Consider the following 16555-nt stretch of genomic DNA (forward strand, 5'->3'; position numbering starts at 1 on the left):
ATCCCCTGGTACACACCACCACCCCACATCGACCCCACCCAAACACCCCGACGCAACCACCACCACACACCACAACGCACCTAAACACCCCGCCCTACTGAAGGAGGGGTAAGGCAACCTCATGCGCTGGAAGCACTCAACGCAACGACGCGAGGCCGACGCAGCCGCGCGCGGGGGTTATGACGTCCCCAAGTCGAGGATCTTGCGTTCCAAGGTGGCTCGCTCGGCTGCGTTTGAGCACAGTTGCACAGCGTGCACAAATTGCTCTTTTGCCTCAGCGCCGCGCCCAAGCCTTGCGAGGAGCTCGCCCTTCACTGCAGGCAACAGGTGGGATCCGTTGAGCGCTCCCCTGGCTGCCAATTCATCGACGAGTTTCAGTCCGGCGGTCGGTCCCGATGCCATGGCAACCGCGACAGCACGGTTCAGTTCAATGATCGGCGAGGGCGTCAATCGTCCGAGCGCTTCGTACAGGATCACTATCCTCTGCCAGTCGGTTTCCGCCACGGAAGTGGCGACGGCGTGGCATTCCGCGATGGACGCCTGCAGCCCGTAGGCGCCGAGACCGCGCCCCGCACCAACCGCCGTCGCTAATGCGGCGCGGCCGCGTCTGATCGCCGACTGGTCCCACCGCCGTCGATCCTGGTCCTCAAGGAGAACAGGTCGTCCGGCTGAATCGAGCCTTGCCGGGAAGCGGGCTGCCGTGAGCTCCATCAGGGCCAGCAAGCCGAACACTTCCGGTTCCGGTGCCAAACGCACCAGGACGCGGGCCAACCGGCGGGCTTCGCTGGCAAGCTCGCTGCGCATCCACGACTCACCCCCGGTGGCAAAGGAACCCTCGGTGAATATCAGGTAGACCACCTGCAGCACTGAAGCGAGCCGCTCCGGCAGTTGGTGCGTTTCAGGTACGGCAAAAGGAATCCCGGCTGCCGAAAGAGTCTTCTTGGCACGTGTGATTCGGGCCTGGACGGTGGGGACAGGAACCAGGAATGCCTTGGCTATTTCCTCCGTGCCCATGCCTCCCACAACACGCAGCGTAAGGGCAATGCGTGCTTCCTTGGAGAGCACTGGATGGCAGGAAATGAACATCAGGGTCAAGACGTCGTCGTCAATGGCATCGGCGTCGAACAACGCATCCACCCCGGGCTGCTCTTCCGAGAGATCACGCGCCAGCAGAGCGTACTTTTCGTCCCGGGCAGCGTGCCGTCGGAAGGTGTCAATGGCACGACGACGCCCTGCCGTCAGCAACCAACCGACGGGTTCGGCAGGGACACCGTTGACGGACCACGAGACAAGAGCTTCGGCCAACGCTTCTTGCGCCACATCCTCGGCCAGTGGAAAGTCCCCTGTATAGCGGGCGAGGGCGCCGACGATGCGGGCGGATTCACTTCTCCACACGGCCTCGACTGCGGCCCTCGCCTGGTTACTTGTCACTCTCGGTTGACTCGAAGACCTAGAGTTGTCCGGTTTGTTCCCGCCAGGCGCGTTCCTTTTGGATCCACTCGTTGTCTTGGGGGAATTCGTCGATGCTGGTCACGCGGCGGATTTCCGTCTTGGTTCCCGAGGTCATCGGTGCGCGCTTCGCCCACTCGATGGCTTCCTGCTTGGACGCGACATCCAGGATGTAGTATCCGGCGAACAACTCCTTTGTCTCCCCGTAGGGGCCGTCTGTAACGACTGGTGTTTCGCCCGTGAAGTCCACGACGACGCCCTCTTTGGCGTCGTCCAAACCCTCGGCGGCCAACAGCACGCCGGCACGGATCAATTCATCGTTGAACTTGCCCATCGCTTCCAGGATTTCGTTGAAGTCGATGTTCTCGAACTTAGCCAACGATTCGTCCGTTGCCCGCATGATCAACATGTACTTGGCCATTTCAGTCAATCTCCTATGATGTGGAAAGTCGCCCTTCGACCTTCTCACCCACAGGTCGAATGGCGCGACCATAAATCGACACCGCTTGGAAAATTGCTGCGGAACCGTTCGTGAAGGATCCCCGGGCCAGGGGCGATTCACTCAGCGCCCGGGGATCCTGCTCCTAGTGGGCAAGCTGGAAAGCTGTCATCCAGTTACCAGCGACCACCACCCCCAATGATGCCGGCCTCCACGGCCTTGCTCACGGCGTCGGCTTCGGCTTGTGTGAGCTTGCCGTCCGTGACCGCTTTGTCCAGCCTCGTCTTGAGTGCAGCTGAACGCTCTGCTTTGGCCTCGCTGCGGATCTCTTCCAAGGCAGCGGTAACTTTGGCTTCCTCAACTCCCAGCGCCTCAGCCAAAGACTTGGCCAGGGCAGCCTCTTGCGCTGCCCTGTCCGGCTTTGTGCCTTCCGCCGGCGGCGTTGCGGGTTTATTGGCTTCCCGGAAAGCCTGCAATGCTTCCGTTACCTTGGCCTCGTCAACACCGAGCTTGCTTGCCAGCTCGGCCGCGATCTGGCCGCGGTCACGGCCGTGGCCGCCTCCGGGCCGGTTCTGCCCTTCGGCGGGAGCCGATGCTTCAGCCGACGACGTAGCACTTGGCGTCGGCGTAGTCGTTGCCGAGGCAACGCTCGTGACACCCAGCCCTGCGCCTAATGCCAGTGCGCCGGTCGCAATGCTTAGCGCGATTCTCTTGGTCTTTGACATGTGCCTCTCCTTTTTCGACCGTCGGAACGGCGAGTGCACCGTTGAACGGCTGGTGACGTGGGACGAGCATGTACGCCGTCCTGAAACCACGATGTCGGAGCGAACCAAGCCCGTGCTGTTCCCAAGCTGTCATTCAGCTGTGAAAGCACGGCGCAAGCTGTGCGCGGCGTTGGGGGCTAGCGGACTACGTCCAATGCATCCAGCAGTCGCTTGACGGAGCCTCCGAGGTTCCATTCCGTTGCCAGTCGCTCCAGCTCCGCGCGTGCCTCACCCGTGACGGGGCGCAGGCCTGCTCCAGCAGCGTCCAGCGTGGGAACGCCCAGGTCCCGTACAACATTCACGACGGCGGGTGCCACCTTGAGGTAGTCGGCGGCAGCGTCCAGTTTGGCCCGGACGGAAGCCGACAACCCGCCGTCGGGGTCCTCAGCAGCCTCGAGGAGACCGGCAAGTGAACCGTGCTCGGCCAGCAGCGAGGCTGCGGTCTTCTCGCCTATGCCCGCGACGCCCGGCAACCCGTCGGACGCATCGCCGCGCAACGTGGCAAAGTCTGCGTATCGCTGAGGCAACACCCGGTACTTTTCCACAACCACGACATCGGTCACCACCTCAAGGTTCTTCATTCCGCGGGCGGTGTATATGACCCGCACTTCGCGCTCGTCGTCGACGAGTTGGAAGAGGTCACGGTCGCCGGTTACGACGTCCACGGGCATCGGCGCTTTGCTGGCGTAGGTACCCACGACGTCGTCGGCTTCATGCTCGTCGACCCCCGCGATCGCGATCCCAGCGAGGCCCAACACGTGGCGGATCAGCGGGATTTGGGCTTCCAACGGGTCCGGGACGATTTCGACGTCGGGTCCCGCCTGGACGATCTCTGCCACCCTGTGCGACTTGTAGCTCGGGATCAGGTCCACCCTCCAACCGGGGCGCCAGTCGTTGTCCCAGCATGCCACCAGATGGGTTGCTTCGTAGTCTGTGATGAGGCGGGCGATCATGTCCATCAACCCACGGACGGCATTCACCGGAGTTCCGTCCGTACGGCGGATCGAGTCGGGTACGCCATAGAAGGCACGAAAGTACAACGAGGCGGTATCCAAAAGCATCAGGCGAGGCATACCTGATCCTGACACGGAGATAAAGAAAAGCGGAGTAACCGAGCCACCTTCCTGCCGAAGGCGTCAAAAGACTTGAACGCGGTTGTGAGGCGCATTACCATTGTCTGAGCGATAATAGAACGAGGTGTTCTATTATCGAACAATTTTCAATCCAACCTGCAGCCCACGAAGAAGTGAGGAAAGCCCGTGCAGTTTCACCACCACGGTTATGTATCCGGTGACCCGCGAGTCGAACCGGCGGCCGGCGTCGGAATCGACCGCCCGGCCGAGCTTCCCGATGAAGTTGACGTCCTCATCGTGGGCACCGGCCCTGCCGGGATGCTGACAGCGGCCCAGTTGGCCCAGTTCCCGGACATCACCACCCGCATCGTGGAGCGCCGCCCCGGTCGGCTGGCGATCGGCCAGGCCGATGGGATTCAGGCCCGGAGCGTGGAGACGTTCCAGGCGTTTGGTTTTGCGGAGCGGATCATCGCGGAGGCGTACCGGATCACGGAGATGGCGTTCTGGAAGCCGGACCCGGCGGATCATTCTAAGATTGTCCGAAGCGCCCGAGCGGTGGATGATCCGGCCGGTATCAGTGAGTTCCCGCACCTGATCGTGAACCAGGCACGCGTATTGGATTACTTCGCCGAGTTCATGGCCAACTCGCCCGCCCGGATGAAGCCTGACTACGGGTACGAATTCCAGGGCCTGAAGGTAACCGGTGAGGGCGACTACCCCGTCACGGTGTCCCTCGTCCACAGCGCCGGTCCGAACGAGGGCCAGGAACGGGTGGTCCGTGCCAAGTATGTCGTCGGCGCCGATGGTGCGCGGAGCAAGGTCCGCGAGTCCATCGGCTGCCATCTGGCCGGTGACCAGGCGAACCACGCCTGGGGTGTGATGGATGTCCTGGCGGTGACGGACTTCCCGGATATCCGTACGAAGTGCGCCATCCAGTCCGGCTCCGGTGGCAGCATCCTGCTGATTCCGCGCGAAGGCGGTCACCTGTTCCGGATGTACGTGGACCTGGGTGAGGTCGCCGCCGATGATCACGGCGCGGTCCGGAAGACCACGATTGAGCAAATCATCGCCAAGGCCAACGACATCCTGCACCCGTACACCTTGGACGTACGCAATGTCGCGTGGCACAGCGTTTACGAGGTGGGGCACCGGCTCACGGACAGGTTCGACGACGTCCTGCCGGATGAACGCGGTACGCGCACGCCACGGGTGTTCATCACCGGCGACGCCTGCCACACCCACTCCGCCAAGGCCGGGCAGGGCATGAACGTATCCATGCAGGACGGGTTCAACATTGGGTGGAAACTCGGCCACGTGATCGAGGGCCGCAGCCCCGAATCGCTGCTGGATACCTACTCGGCCGAACGTCAGGTCGTGGCGAAGAACCTGATCGATTTCGACAAGGAATGGTCCACCCTCATGGCCAAGAAGCCGGAGGAGTTCAAGGACCCCACCGAGCTTGAAACCTTCTATACCAGCACCGCGGAGTTCCCTGCCGGGTTCATGACCCAGTATGCGCCTTCCATGGTGGTCGCCGAAGCCAAGCACCAGGACCTCGCCACCGGGTTCCCAGTAGGCAAGCGCTTCAAGTCCGCGCCTGTGCAGCGGGTATGCGACACCAACCCCATGCACCTGGGCCACCACGCAAAAGCCGACGGGCGCTGGCGGATCTACGTCTTCGCCGACGCCGCGCCCGCAGGCGCCGAAGGCGCGGTCGCGGACCTGGCCGAGTGGCTCGCAACAGCACCTGACTCACCGCTGGCCGCGACGCCGTCAAACCTTGACCGCGACGCCTGGTTCGACGTCAAAGTCATCTACCAACAAGACCACACCGGAGTAGACATCAACGCCGTACCAGCCGTGTTCAAACCCACTGTCGGCCCGTTCGAGCTCACCTATCTCGAAAAGGTCTTCGGCACCGATCCCGCCCACGATATCTACGACCAGCGCGGACTCAGCCGCGACGGCGTCGTGGTAGTTGTGCGACCGGACCAGTACGTCGCCAACGTCCTTCCACTCACCGCAACAGCGGAACTCGGCGAATTCTTCACGCCATTGCTCGACGCGAGGCGACCATCGGAGGGCACCATCAAGCCAAAGCTGGTCAGCCACGCCTAGTCTGCCCGCAGCAACAGCCCGGTCGGTCTCCCGCAAAGATCGTCCGGGCTTTTGTCTTCGCGGCCGCACGCAGATGTCCTTGTTAGATTGGGGGCATGATCAAGCGACGCGCGGGGGGCGCCGGGGAAGTTTGTGCACAAGTGACGCGGGGAAGAAGCGTCATGAGAGGCATCATCCGGGCACAAGCTCTGGTCCTTGTTGGTGCGAGCCTCGTTAGTTGCTCCGCGCCGCAGCCCTCGGCAGCACCGGTTTGCGTGGTGGCAACAGATCTGGTTCCTGACGCCGGAATCCTCTCCGGAGTGAGCCTGGACTGGGAGCGGGAGACCCTCGAGCAATACGCCACGAAGCTCGGGCGACGACCCGCCGTCGTCGTCTACTCGACAGCCTTCCCGCTGATCCAGGACAACGCCCGGAACCTTGACGCGGCCTTCGAACAGATCAAGGCCAACGGCGGAACCATGTTGCTGACGCTGGAACCCCACGACGGACTCGAATCCGTAACCAAGGAACATGCCGAAAAACTCGGGGAACGCCTGGTGGGCTATAACAACGGCGGCGTTCCCGTGATCGTTCGGTTTGGCCAGGAAATGAACGGTTCATGGTTCCGCTGGGGCCAGAAACCGGCCCAGTACGTGGACGCCTTCCGGACAGTGGCCGAAGCCGTCCACCGGCTGGCACCGGGAAGTGACATGATGTGGGCGCCAAACTACGGCGGAGGTTACCCCTTCAGCGATGGGCAGCACGGGGTTCAAGAAGGCCCCCCGCAGTCCGCGGCGCTGGATACCGACGGCGATGGCTCGGTGACCGCTGCTGACGACCCCTACGCACCGTACTACCCGGGCGACGACGCAACAGACTGGGTGGGCATGTCCCTCTACCACTGGGGTGAGACGTACCAGTCAGGAACGAACGTGGTTCCTGAGGACGGGAAGTTCATCCGTCAACTCACCGGCAGTTACGCAGGGACCGGAGGTGACGAACTCGCTGTACCTGATTTCTACGAGGAGTACGGCTCCGCCAGGAACAAACCCGTCGCCATCCCTGAAACTGCCGCGCTGAGCATTCCATCCCGCGGCGGTGACGACGAACTGGCTATCAAACAGGCGTGGTGGCGGCAGCTCTTCGACCCGGCGATTCCCCGCGACTATCCATCCGTGAAGATGGTCAATTGGTTCGAGTGGGAAAAGCTTGAGGTGGAACTCGACGTGAAGGCCGATGTCGACTGGACCGCCGTCCAGGGACAGGCAGTACGTGACGCCTACGTTGCGGACCTGCCCTCCTGGTTCAAAGGTGCCCAAGAGCCGAAGCCCTGCACGCCGCCGGCTTCCTAACGCGGATATCATGCGACAGTGTCCGGGCCATCAGGCAGAATGGCTGTCATGGGGCGTTGGGACGAGGCGAGGGTAATCAGTGCCGCACCGGACGCGTCGTCCCTGGCAGCGGCCCGAAAGCTTGCCCGGCCCGGCCCTTGGTCGGAAACAGGCAGCAATGACGTCCTGGTGTGGGGCAAATGCCAAGGCAGCGGAAAGACGCCTTATCAAGTCAGCGTGGACACCGCCGCTCCCGCGTACCGGTGTTCGTGCCCCAGCCGCAAGTTCCCGTGCAAGCATGCCTTGGCGTTGCTCCTCATGTGGTCCCGCGGCGAAGCATCAGGGGACAATGCAGGGACCGCCGATTTCGCTGAGGAGTGGGCGGCCAAGCGAGCGGAGCGAGCCACGGCGCGGGAACGCAGGCAAAGTGATCAGCCGGCCGACCCGGCGGCGCAGGCCAAGCGGCTGGCTGACCGGCTTCAGCTCATGGACGCAGGCATCAGCGACATTTCCCTCTGGTTGATGGACCTTGTCCGGACCGGTTTGGCGGCTGCCCGCAACCAGCCTTACTCGTGGTGGGACAGCGTGGCGGCCCGAATGGTGGACTCGCAGCTGCCTGGCTTGGCCGAGCAGGTCAGGGCGATGGCGTCCGACATCCATGCCCGCGCTGATTGGGCGGAGCATCTTCTGCTTCATGCGGGCCGCTGGTGGGCCCTGACCAAGGCTTGGAGCGACAGGGACAAACTGACACCGGCCGAATTCGCGGACGTGCGGGCAGCACTTGGGTGGGCCACCGCTTCCGCTCACGTGGCAGGCACCGAGTCGCTACCTGGACCGTGGCTGGTGCTGGGCGCCCATCGAAGTGACGACGGCAAACTCCAGCAGCAACGGACGTGGCTTCGCGCGCCTGACGGAACGGTCGTCGTCGTACTGGACTTTGCGGGACAGGGTCAAGGCCTGGCGACACCGCAACTGGCAGGGGCGCTGCTGGACGTGACCTTGGCCCGATATCCAGGCTCGGCACCACAACGGGCGATGTTCACGAGCGCTGTTGCGTCGCGCGGCTTGGCTGCCGGCCTTGGCAATGGAGGGACCATAGCGGACGCCTTGAAAGAAGAGGCCGCCGCCGTCGCTGTGTCGCCATGGCGGGCCCGTCACCCTGTCCTGCTGGGCGCAGTACGGTTTGGATGGGGAAATCACGGCTGGATTCAGGACGGGACCGGAGCTGCCCTTCCCCTGATCGACGCATCCATGGACTCATTGCTGGCGATCACGGGCGGCTATCCGGTGGATGTCTTCGGGGAGCTCGAAGACGGCCATTTTCGCCCCCTGACCCTTGCCATCGACGGTACGGTGGTGACTCCATGACGTGGTTTGATGAACTCCGGACAACCGCGCTGGTGGGCACGGGTCGGCACTCCCCTCCGCAGCCGCCCGGCGAGTTGGGCGTGCGACCCCGGACGTCGCAACCGACTCCTCAGTCCAATGAGGAATCGCTGCTTGACCAAGCAGCACTGGCGGACGTCATCAGGCGTTCCTCCCGCGTTGCGATGCCGTCTGTCACCGCGCTCCCCCCGCCGGCAGAGCCGGACACCGAGCCCCAGGCCGACGGGGAGGCCGCGCGCCTGCTGGACCTGTTGCTGAACCAGCCGCCGGTTGGGCCGGACTTACGGACGCAACTGGTGGCCGACTGGCTGCGGTTGGCGGAAAAATCACGACGCCGGGTACCGCACCGGCTGCTTCCGGTGTTGTTCGCGTTGGCGGGCACAAAATCCGAAATCTTCAGACAGCTGGAACCGGCCATTGGAACACGCGGCCGGTGGTTGTGGAACCTGGAACCGGGACACGAATCCGCCGGCCAGGGCGCAGCTGGCCCGCATCCCGTCGGCGCCAAAGCGTCGCAAGGAGTTCCGAAGATGGCCGATGCCGCTCTCGCTCGTGAACGACTCAACATTGCTTGGGATGACCTCAGCGCCCGGGAGCGGGTTCGCCACCTGGACTCGTTGTCCGCGGATCTGCGGGCTGACGACGAAGCGTTGCTTGAAAGGGCCTTGGACGACAAAGCAAAGGGTGTCCGCGAGGTCGCAGTAGGCTTGCTCGACCGTCTTCCGGACAGTGCACGGGCTGGCCGTATGGCCGACCGCCTGCGTCCACTCCTGCACTTCAAAGGGCTGCTGAACAAGCGCGTCGCTATCGATCTCCCTCCGGATCCGGATGCAGCGGCTCTTCGCGACGGCCTGGCGCCGAATCCCCGCACCGGGGAACCGGACCGGTTGGGCCGCCTGGAAACGATCGTCCGGGGAGCCCCGTTGGAGGTGTGGACAACGGTGTCCGGTCGGAAGCCGGAGGCAATCGCGGCGCTCCTGGAGGAAGAACCCAGGATTCTTGAAGCACTGAGCGCAGCCGTCGTGGCGCGCCGGGACCTCGCGTGGGTCCGTGCCCTGCTGACCATCCGCACGGACGTTCGGTTACTGGATTGCTTGCCGCCGCCCGAACGGGAACAGTACGTGGTGGGGCACCTCCGCGCCGAGGCAGGGCAGCCGTTGGCGTTGGCATCCTTGGTCCAGGACCTGGCCAGGCCGTGGGGGCCGGACCTGTCACATGCCGTACTGGAGATGATCGGGGGCAAGAACGGCGGACTCCTGGCCAGGCACCTCGCCGGCATCCTGCCCACCGCATTGCCACCCGAGGCAACAGAGCAGTGCAGAAGAATGCTGGAGCGCTCGGACGACGATGCCGCCCGCCGTCGTGTCCTCCGCGACGCCGTTCAATACCAATCATTCCGACAAACCCTGACGGAGGCCTTCCAATGACCGATGAGCAGACCGGAACGGATATCCTCCGGGCCCATGCCGAGGACGCATTTGCCGACGAACTCCGTGCTTTGGAGGCTGTGGACGACCGGCCCCGGCCGCCGGGTTGGCATCTGTCGCCGTGGGCGGTCACCCAATACATCCTGGGCGGCCGGCCCGCCAACGGCGTGGAGATCACACCCAAATACCTGGGTTCGGAACGCCTGGTGGAGATCGCCGTGGCATCCTTGGCCACGGACCGGGCACTGTTGCTCCTTGGCGTGCCCGGTACTGCAAAGACGTGGCTGGGGGAACACTTGGCCGCCGCAATCTCCGGTTCCTCCACCCTGGTGGTCCAGGGAACCGCCGGCACGCCGGAAGAAGCCCTGCGCTACGGCTGGAACTATGCCCGCTTGCTTGCAGAAGGCCCGACCCGTGAGGCGATGGTTGCCGGCCCGGTCATGCGAGCAATGGAAACCGGCAGCCTCGTACGGGTGGAAGAACTGACCCGGATACCATCCGACGTGCAGGACTCCCTCATCACCATCCTCAGTGAGAAGACCTTGCCGATCCCGGAGCTGAACGCCCAAATCCAGGCGCGCAAGGGATTCAACGTCATCGCGACCGCCAACAACCGCGATAAAGGCGTCAATGACCTATCTTCGGCGCTCCGCCGCCGCTTCAACACGGTGGTCCTGCCACTCCCGGACAGCATCGAGCAGGAAGTCGAGATAGTGACGACCCGGGTCCGCAGCCTCGGTGCGGCGCTGGAGCTCCCGGCCGACCTGGCTGCACTGTCCGAGATCCGGCGTGTTGTCACGGTGATGCGGGAACTTCGGGCCGGCGTAACCCAGGACCAGCGCACCACCATCAAGTCACCGTCCGCCACGCTGTCCACAGCCGAAGCTATCTCCGTGATGACCAACGGCTTGTCCTTGGCTGGGCATTTTGGGGACGGTGTGGTGCGGGCCGAGGACGTCGCCGCAAGCCTGGTGGGCGCCGTGGTCAAAGACCCGGTCCAGGACCGCGTCGTTTGGCAGGAGTACCTGGAGACCGTGGTCCGCAACCGGCCCGAGTGGAAGGACCTCTACCGGGCGTGCCGCGACCTCGAATCGTTCAACTGAAAGGCTTGTCCTGAACCATGACAGACGTCCACGTCCTGGGCATCAGGCACCACGGACCCGGTTCGGCGCACTCCGTTGCGCAGGCACTGGCCCGACTCCGGCCGGGCCTTGTCCTGGTGGAAGGTCCCCCGGAGCTGGACCAGGTCATCGGTATGGTCCAATACCCCGGGATGGCACCGCCGGTCGCCGGGTTGATCTACGCGGTCGACGAGCCCAGGGTTGCCTCCTTCTACCCCATGGCAAGCTTTTCGCCCGAATGGGTTGCCATCCAGTGGGCGCTGTCCACAGGAGCTGCCGTGCGTGCCATCGACTTGCCTGCCACCCACAGCTTCGCGCTGCGGTTAGCCGCTGAGCGTCCTCCCACCGCGGCTGTCGTGGACAGTTTCCCCGATGCCTCTTCCGGTCCGGCGGTGATGCACGACGGCGGGCCCTCCGAAGAAGCCGGGGCGCCTGCCCTTTCGGTACAGCAGCCGTACCGACCGGATGCCGTCACCATGCTGGCGGAGGCCGCCGGTTACACCGATGCGGAACGGTGGTGGGAAGACGCGATCGAGCACCGAAACTCGGACCCGGTTGATCGTTTTGATGCCCTTATTGAGGCCATTTCGGAGATCCGAGCCCTGGACGAACGCCTGCCCGACCATCCGGATGTTGCGGAGAACAACCGTCGTGAAGCGGCGATGCGCCGCCTCCTGCGGGCTGCCATGCGTGAGGGACACGAGCGCATCGCAGTCGTGTGCGGGGCATACCACGCGCCGGCGCTGGTCCCGGGGACTTTTCCCTCGGCTGCGGCCGACAACAAAGTGCTCGCCGGACTGCCCAAAGTGAAAGTGGCGGTCACGTGGGTGCCATGGACGTCGGACCGGCTAAGCCTGCGCAGTGGCTATGGCGCCGGAGTCTCGTCGCCGGGGTATTACCAGCATCTCTTCGAGCACTGGACCGCGAGCAGCGCTGCGGCGCCAGGTATGGCAGCCCGGGACACAGCAGCTCAGGACATTCCACGGGAGGATGCCGCCGACGTGGCGACGTCATGGCTCGTGCGTGTGGCCCACGCGCTACGCCGGGAAAACCTGGACGCATCAACGGCCTCTGTGGTGGAAGCAAGCCGGATGGCGACCGTGCTTGCCGCTGTTCGAGGACGTCCGAGCCCGGGCCTTCCCGAACTCGACGATGCCACCCAAGCGGTTCTTTGCGACGGCTCTCCCCTACCGCTGGCCTTGATTCACAGGGAACTGACTGTCGGGCTGGATCTGGGAACCGTTCCGGATTCGGTTCCGACTGTTCCCCTGGCCGCCGATCTTGCAGCAACCCAGCGCCGGCTGCGGATGAAGGCCGGCGCCATGGAAGAAACCCTGGTCCTGGATCTGCGGAAGCCAAACCAGCTCGCCCGTTCGGTGCTGCTTCACCGTTTGGATTTGCTCGGCGTGGACTGGGGTGTGCCCATTGACGTCGGCCGTACAACGGGCACCTTTAAGGAGGCATGGACCCTTCAGTGGCGGCCGGAACTGGCAATCAGCATTGTGGAGGCCAGCCGGTATGGCACCACGGTTGCTTCCGCCGCCGCGACGTTCGTGTCGGAACAGGCCCAGACTGCCGGCAGCCTCGCTGAACTCAGCGAACTGCTAGGCAAATGCCTGGTGGCCGAACTGCCCGACGGAATAGCCGGCGTCGTATCTGCACTGGCGGAGCGCACCGCGCTCCAGCAGGATGTCCCGCCCCTCCTGGAGGCGATCGCGCCCCTTGCACGCACCTGCCGCTACGGAAACGTTCGTGGCGTGGACGTTACGAGCGTGCGGAAAATCCTCGACGCCACGGCTGTTCGTGCCTGCGTCGGGTTGCCCACTGCCTGTTCCGGATTGGATGACGAGGCCGCGTTGGCGATGCGGCGGGCCATCGATTCCGCCCAGGACGGCCTCACCCTGTTGCCGGATCTGCCCCTGGCCGACTGGCATGCAGCGCTGGCAACCGTGGCCCATTCGGACCGTATCCATGGTTCGATCGCAGGCCGGGCTACCAGGTTGCTGCTGGATGCTGGCATGGTGGACGGCGATGACGTTGCTGCCAGCCTCAGCCGGGGTCTTTCCCGGGCTACGCCTGCTCTTCAGGCCGCGGCTTGGCTCGATGGCTTGCTGTCCGGTGACGCTACGCTCCTGATCCACGATCGCCGCCTGCTGCAGATTGTGGATGATTGGATCGGCGGCGTACCGGACGACGTTTTCGACGACGTCCTGCCACTGGTACGCAGGACGTTTTCGGCGTTCAGCCGTCCGGAGCGGCGCGAGATCGGGGAACAGCTGAGCCGGGTGGGCGCAACAGCGCAGGAAGATGAGGCGGCCACACTGGATATAGCCGCTGCACTCCCTGCAATCCAAACGATGGCCCGGTACCTGGGTTGGGAGGCCGCATCATGACCGAAGAGAGTCAAAGCATCGATGGCGAAAGCCGGAGTCGGCTAAGCCGCTGGCGCCTCGTGTTGGGAGGGAACGAGGCCGACGGCATTGCAACAGGTGATGGCCACCGTGTGGAACTCTCGGCGGCCGATGCCCGACGTGACGCGGCCCTGGAAGAGCTCTACGGCGAGCCCACCAAAGGACGCGGCGGCCTTGGCGCGTCAAGCCCCCGGGTTGCCCGATGGCTCGGTGATATCCGAGGGTACTTTCCGTCCTCCGTGGTCCAGGTGATGCAGGCCGATGCCATGGACCGGCTGGGGCTGCGGCAGTTGCTGCTTGAACCGGAGATGCTGCGCACCGTTCAGCCGGACATCGGTCTCGTGAGCACGCTCGTCGGTCTTGGTCGTGTCATTCCGGAGCACTCCCGGGAAACGGCACGATCCGTGATTCGGCAGGTGACGAAGGAACTCGAGGAACGTCTCCGTGCGAAAACCATCCAAGCTGTGTCCGGTGCATTGAATCGCTCCGCACGAACCCGTCGGCCCCGCTACCGGGACATCGACTGGAACCGGACCATCGCCGCCAATCTCAAGAACTACCAGCCCGAGTACCGCACAGTGGTACCCGAGAAGCTGCTCGGCCACGCCCGGCGCAGCAGCGAGATCCAGCGGGACATCATCTTGTGCGTCGACCAATCCGGGTCCATGGCCGAATCCGTGGTGTATTCAAGTGTCTTCGGCGCCGTCCTGGGATCGCTGCGGTCGGTAAGCACCCGGCTGGTGGTCTTTGATACCGAGGTCGTGGACCTGACAGACGACCTGGATGACCCGGTTGACGTGCTCTTTGGTGTGCAACTGGGCGGCGGAACGGACATCAACCGGGCGCTGGCATACTGCCAGGACCAGATCACCAAGCCCGCTGAGACAATTCTCCTGCTGATCAGCGACCTTTATGAAGGCGGGGTTGCAGAGGAGATGTTACGTCGGGCTGCTGCGATTGTCGGCCGCGGAACCACCATGATTGCCCTGCTTGCTTTGAGCGACAGTGGACACCCCTCCTTTGATTCCGACCACGCCGCAGCCCTGGCAGGGATCGGAGTGCCCGCCTTTGCCTGCACACCGGACCTTTTCCCGGACATGATGGCTGCCGCGATCGAACGTCGCGATGTCAGCGAATGGGCTGCATCCCAGGACATCGTCATCCACCACGAACCATAGCTCTTCCCGCTCTGGCGGATAACGGCGAACCGGACGAGAATGACTTCGTGGCCCCTCCTCCCCGCGGTGGCGACTCCATGAACGACGCCGCCCGAAAGATTCAGCGTATCTATCTCACGCTGACCCTCGGCAACACCATTGCCGCGTCCTTTATTTGGGGAATCAACACGCTCTTCTTGCTCGACGCAGGCCTTAGCAACCTTGAAGCCTTCGCAGCCAACGCGTTCTTCACGGCGGGGATGGTGTTGTTCGAGGTGCCCACAGGAGTCATCGCCGACGGGTGGGGGCGACGCACCTCCTTCCTGCTGGGCACCATCACACTTGCTGCTTCCACGTACCTCTACTACGTCCTCTGGCAGATCTCTGCGCCCTTCTGGATGTGGGCGGTAGTTTCCGTGCTGCTGGGCCTTGGTTTCACCTTCTTCTCCGGTGCCGTTGAAGCTTGGCTTGTGGACGCATTGCGATACTCCGGTTACGAAGGCGGCCTGGAAACCGTCCTCGGGAGGGGGCAGATGGTGCAAGGCGTAGCCATGCTGCTCGGCTCGGTGGCGGGCGGCGTCATCGCCCAAGCCACCAACTTGGGACTGCCCTTCCTCCTGAGGGTTCTCGTGCTGGTAGCCATGTTCGCAGTAGCCTTTGCCCTGATGCGCGACATCGGATTCACCCCCGAACGATCCACCCACCCTCTCCGAGCCACGCGGACTGTTCTTTCGGCGTCGATCGAGAACGGCCTGAAAAACCCTCCCGTACGCTATGTCATGCTGGCCGCACCCTTCAGTGCCGGCGTCGGGATTTACGTCTTCTACGCTCTCCAGCCATACCTGCTTGACCTGTTCGGCGACCCGCGCGCTTATTCCATCGCCGGGCTGGCAGCGGCGATCGTTGCCGGTTCCCAAATCGTTGGCGGTTGGCTCGCGCCCCATGCGCGACGCCTTTTCCACAAACGCACGTCCGTGCTGGTCCTGGGTGCCCTGGTAGGCGGCGTGATCCTGTTGATCCTCGGATTCACGCGGATTTTCTGGGTTGCACTCGTGCTGCTGGCGCTATGGGCCGTAGTCGGTTCGGCGGCAACGCCGGTGCGGCAGGCCTACGTCAACGACTTGATTCCCTCCAAGCAGCGGGCCACAGTGCTCAGCTTCGATTCGCTCATGGGGTCCAGCGGCGGCGTCGTGGTCCAGCCCCTCCTGGGCCGGGGTGCCGACATTTATGGTTATCCAGCATCGTTGGCGATGGCCGGCATCATAGAACTGATTTCACTTCCGTTCCTGGTGGCAACCCGCAGACAGGGTGCCGCGGCAGACCGCTCCAGCACGGAAGCCCCCGCACCGGAAGAAGGATCGCGGGCGTGAGCGTGGTCTTTGGCGGGATGGCCGTCAGCCTCGACGGGTACATCCGATCGGAAAGCGGTGACCTGTCATGGCTGAACGATGCCATGGCCAAGGATGAAGACTACGGATTCGAAGCAACGGAACGCAGGACTGCCGCTTACGTCATGGGAGCCGCGACGTACCGCGATGTCCTGGACATGGGTGGTGGCGGTTCCACCGTTCCCACCTATGTCGTGACGCACGACCAATCGCTTCCATCCAAAGGCGCGACCCAGCTTTTCTCCGGCGATCTCCCGGACCTCGTAGGTATGATCAAGCGCTCAATCCCCGAGGACAAGGACATCTGCATATTCGGCGGCGGGCAACTCGTTACCCAGTTCATCGAGCTGGACTTGCTTGACGAGTTTGGTGTGTCCATTGTGCCGGTCATCCTCGGCGGCGGGATCCCGTTCGTCGGAGACATCAGCCGCTGGACAAAGTTGCGACTTTTAGAGTGCAAACCGTTTCCGTCCGGCATCGTGTTGTTGAACTACGCACTGCGGGCATAGCCG

General features: G+C 63.8%; 13 protein-coding genes. 9 read left to right on the top strand and 4 right to left on the bottom strand.

Features of this window, described 5'->3' with window-relative positions; all coding sequences use genetic code 11:
* Positions 1-177: 177 nt before the first annotated feature.
* From AB0N65_RS09310 to AB0N65_RS09325, 4 genes are all read right to left on the bottom strand, one after another.
* On the bottom strand, positions 178-1431 hold the full coding sequence (locus AB0N65_RS09310; protein WP_364160394.1) for an RNA polymerase sigma factor: 1254 nt from the start codon (positions 1429-1431) through the stop codon (positions 178-180).
* A gap of 19 nt (positions 1432-1450) precedes the next feature.
* Positions 1451-1870 (bottom strand): YciI family protein, encoded by a 420-nt coding sequence (locus tag AB0N65_RS09315; protein WP_364160396.1) that lies wholly within the window; start codon positions 1868-1870, stop codon positions 1451-1453.
* Positions 1871-2064: 194 nt separating this feature from the next.
* Complete coding sequence (locus AB0N65_RS09320) at positions 2065-2613, bottom strand: Clp protease N-terminal domain-containing protein (RefSeq protein ID WP_364160398.1); 549 nt, start codon at positions 2611-2613, stop codon at positions 2065-2067.
* Between the two features lie 176 nt (positions 2614-2789).
* Positions 2790-3725: a 5'-3' exonuclease gene (locus AB0N65_RS09325; protein ID WP_364160400.1), complete on the bottom strand. Its 936-nt coding sequence runs from the start codon at positions 3723-3725 to the stop codon at positions 2790-2792.
* A 186-nt stretch (positions 3726-3911) separates the two neighbouring features.
* Between AB0N65_RS09325 and AB0N65_RS09330 the strand changes: the two genes are divergently transcribed.
* The 9 genes from AB0N65_RS09330 (at position 3912) to AB0N65_RS09370 (ending at position 16552) form a co-directional block, all read left to right on the top strand.
* Complete coding sequence (locus AB0N65_RS09330) at positions 3912-5843, top strand: FAD-binding monooxygenase (RefSeq protein ID WP_364160402.1); 1932 nt, start codon at positions 3912-3914, stop codon at positions 5841-5843.
* 161 nt (positions 5844-6004) lie between these two features.
* Positions 6005-7174, top strand: a complete 1170-nt coding sequence (locus AB0N65_RS09335) for a glycosyl hydrolase (protein ID WP_364160404.1) — start codon at positions 6005-6007, stop codon at positions 7172-7174.
* Positions 7175-7222: 48 nt separating this feature from the next.
* On the top strand, positions 7223-8521 hold the full coding sequence (locus AB0N65_RS09340) for an SWIM zinc finger family protein (protein ID WP_364160406.1): 1299 nt from the start codon (positions 7223-7225) through the stop codon (positions 8519-8521).
* Positions 8518-9966 carry a DUF5691 domain-containing protein gene (locus AB0N65_RS09345; RefSeq protein ID WP_364160408.1) on the top strand — a complete coding sequence of 483 codons (1449 nt, stop codon included), beginning with the start codon at positions 8518-8520 and terminating at the stop codon, positions 9964-9966. Before AB0N65_RS09340 ends, AB0N65_RS09345 begins: the two co-directional genes overlap by 4 nt.
* Entirely contained in the window at positions 9963-11069 is a 1107-nt protein-coding gene (locus tag AB0N65_RS09350) for an AAA family ATPase (RefSeq protein ID WP_364160410.1), read from the top strand. Before AB0N65_RS09345 ends, AB0N65_RS09350 begins: the two co-directional genes overlap by 4 nt.
* A gap of 17 nt (positions 11070-11086) precedes the next feature.
* A complete protein-coding gene (locus tag AB0N65_RS09355; RefSeq protein WP_364160412.1) occupies positions 11087-13480 on the top strand; it encodes a DUF5682 family protein in 2394 nt (797 codons plus the stop codon).
* Positions 13477-14676: a VWA domain-containing protein gene (locus tag AB0N65_RS09360; protein WP_364160414.1), complete on the top strand. Its 1200-nt coding sequence runs from the start codon at positions 13477-13479 to the stop codon at positions 14674-14676. The genes AB0N65_RS09355 and AB0N65_RS09360 overlap by 4 nt, the downstream gene beginning before the upstream one ends.
* Positions 14677-14753: 77 nt before the next feature.
* Positions 14754-16025, top strand: coding sequence for an MFS transporter (locus AB0N65_RS09365; protein WP_364160723.1), 1272 nt, complete (start codon positions 14754-14756; stop codon positions 16023-16025).
* Entirely contained in the window at positions 16022-16552 is a 531-nt protein-coding gene (locus AB0N65_RS09370; protein WP_364160416.1) for a dihydrofolate reductase family protein, read from the top strand. The genes AB0N65_RS09365 and AB0N65_RS09370 overlap by 4 nt, the downstream gene beginning before the upstream one ends.
* Positions 16553-16555 lie beyond the last annotated feature (3 nt).

Origin of the sequence: Paenarthrobacter sp. NPDC089322 (assembly GCF_040684895.1) — a bacterium.
Classification (GTDB): domain Bacteria; phylum Actinomycetota; class Actinomycetes; order Actinomycetales; family Micrococcaceae; genus Arthrobacter.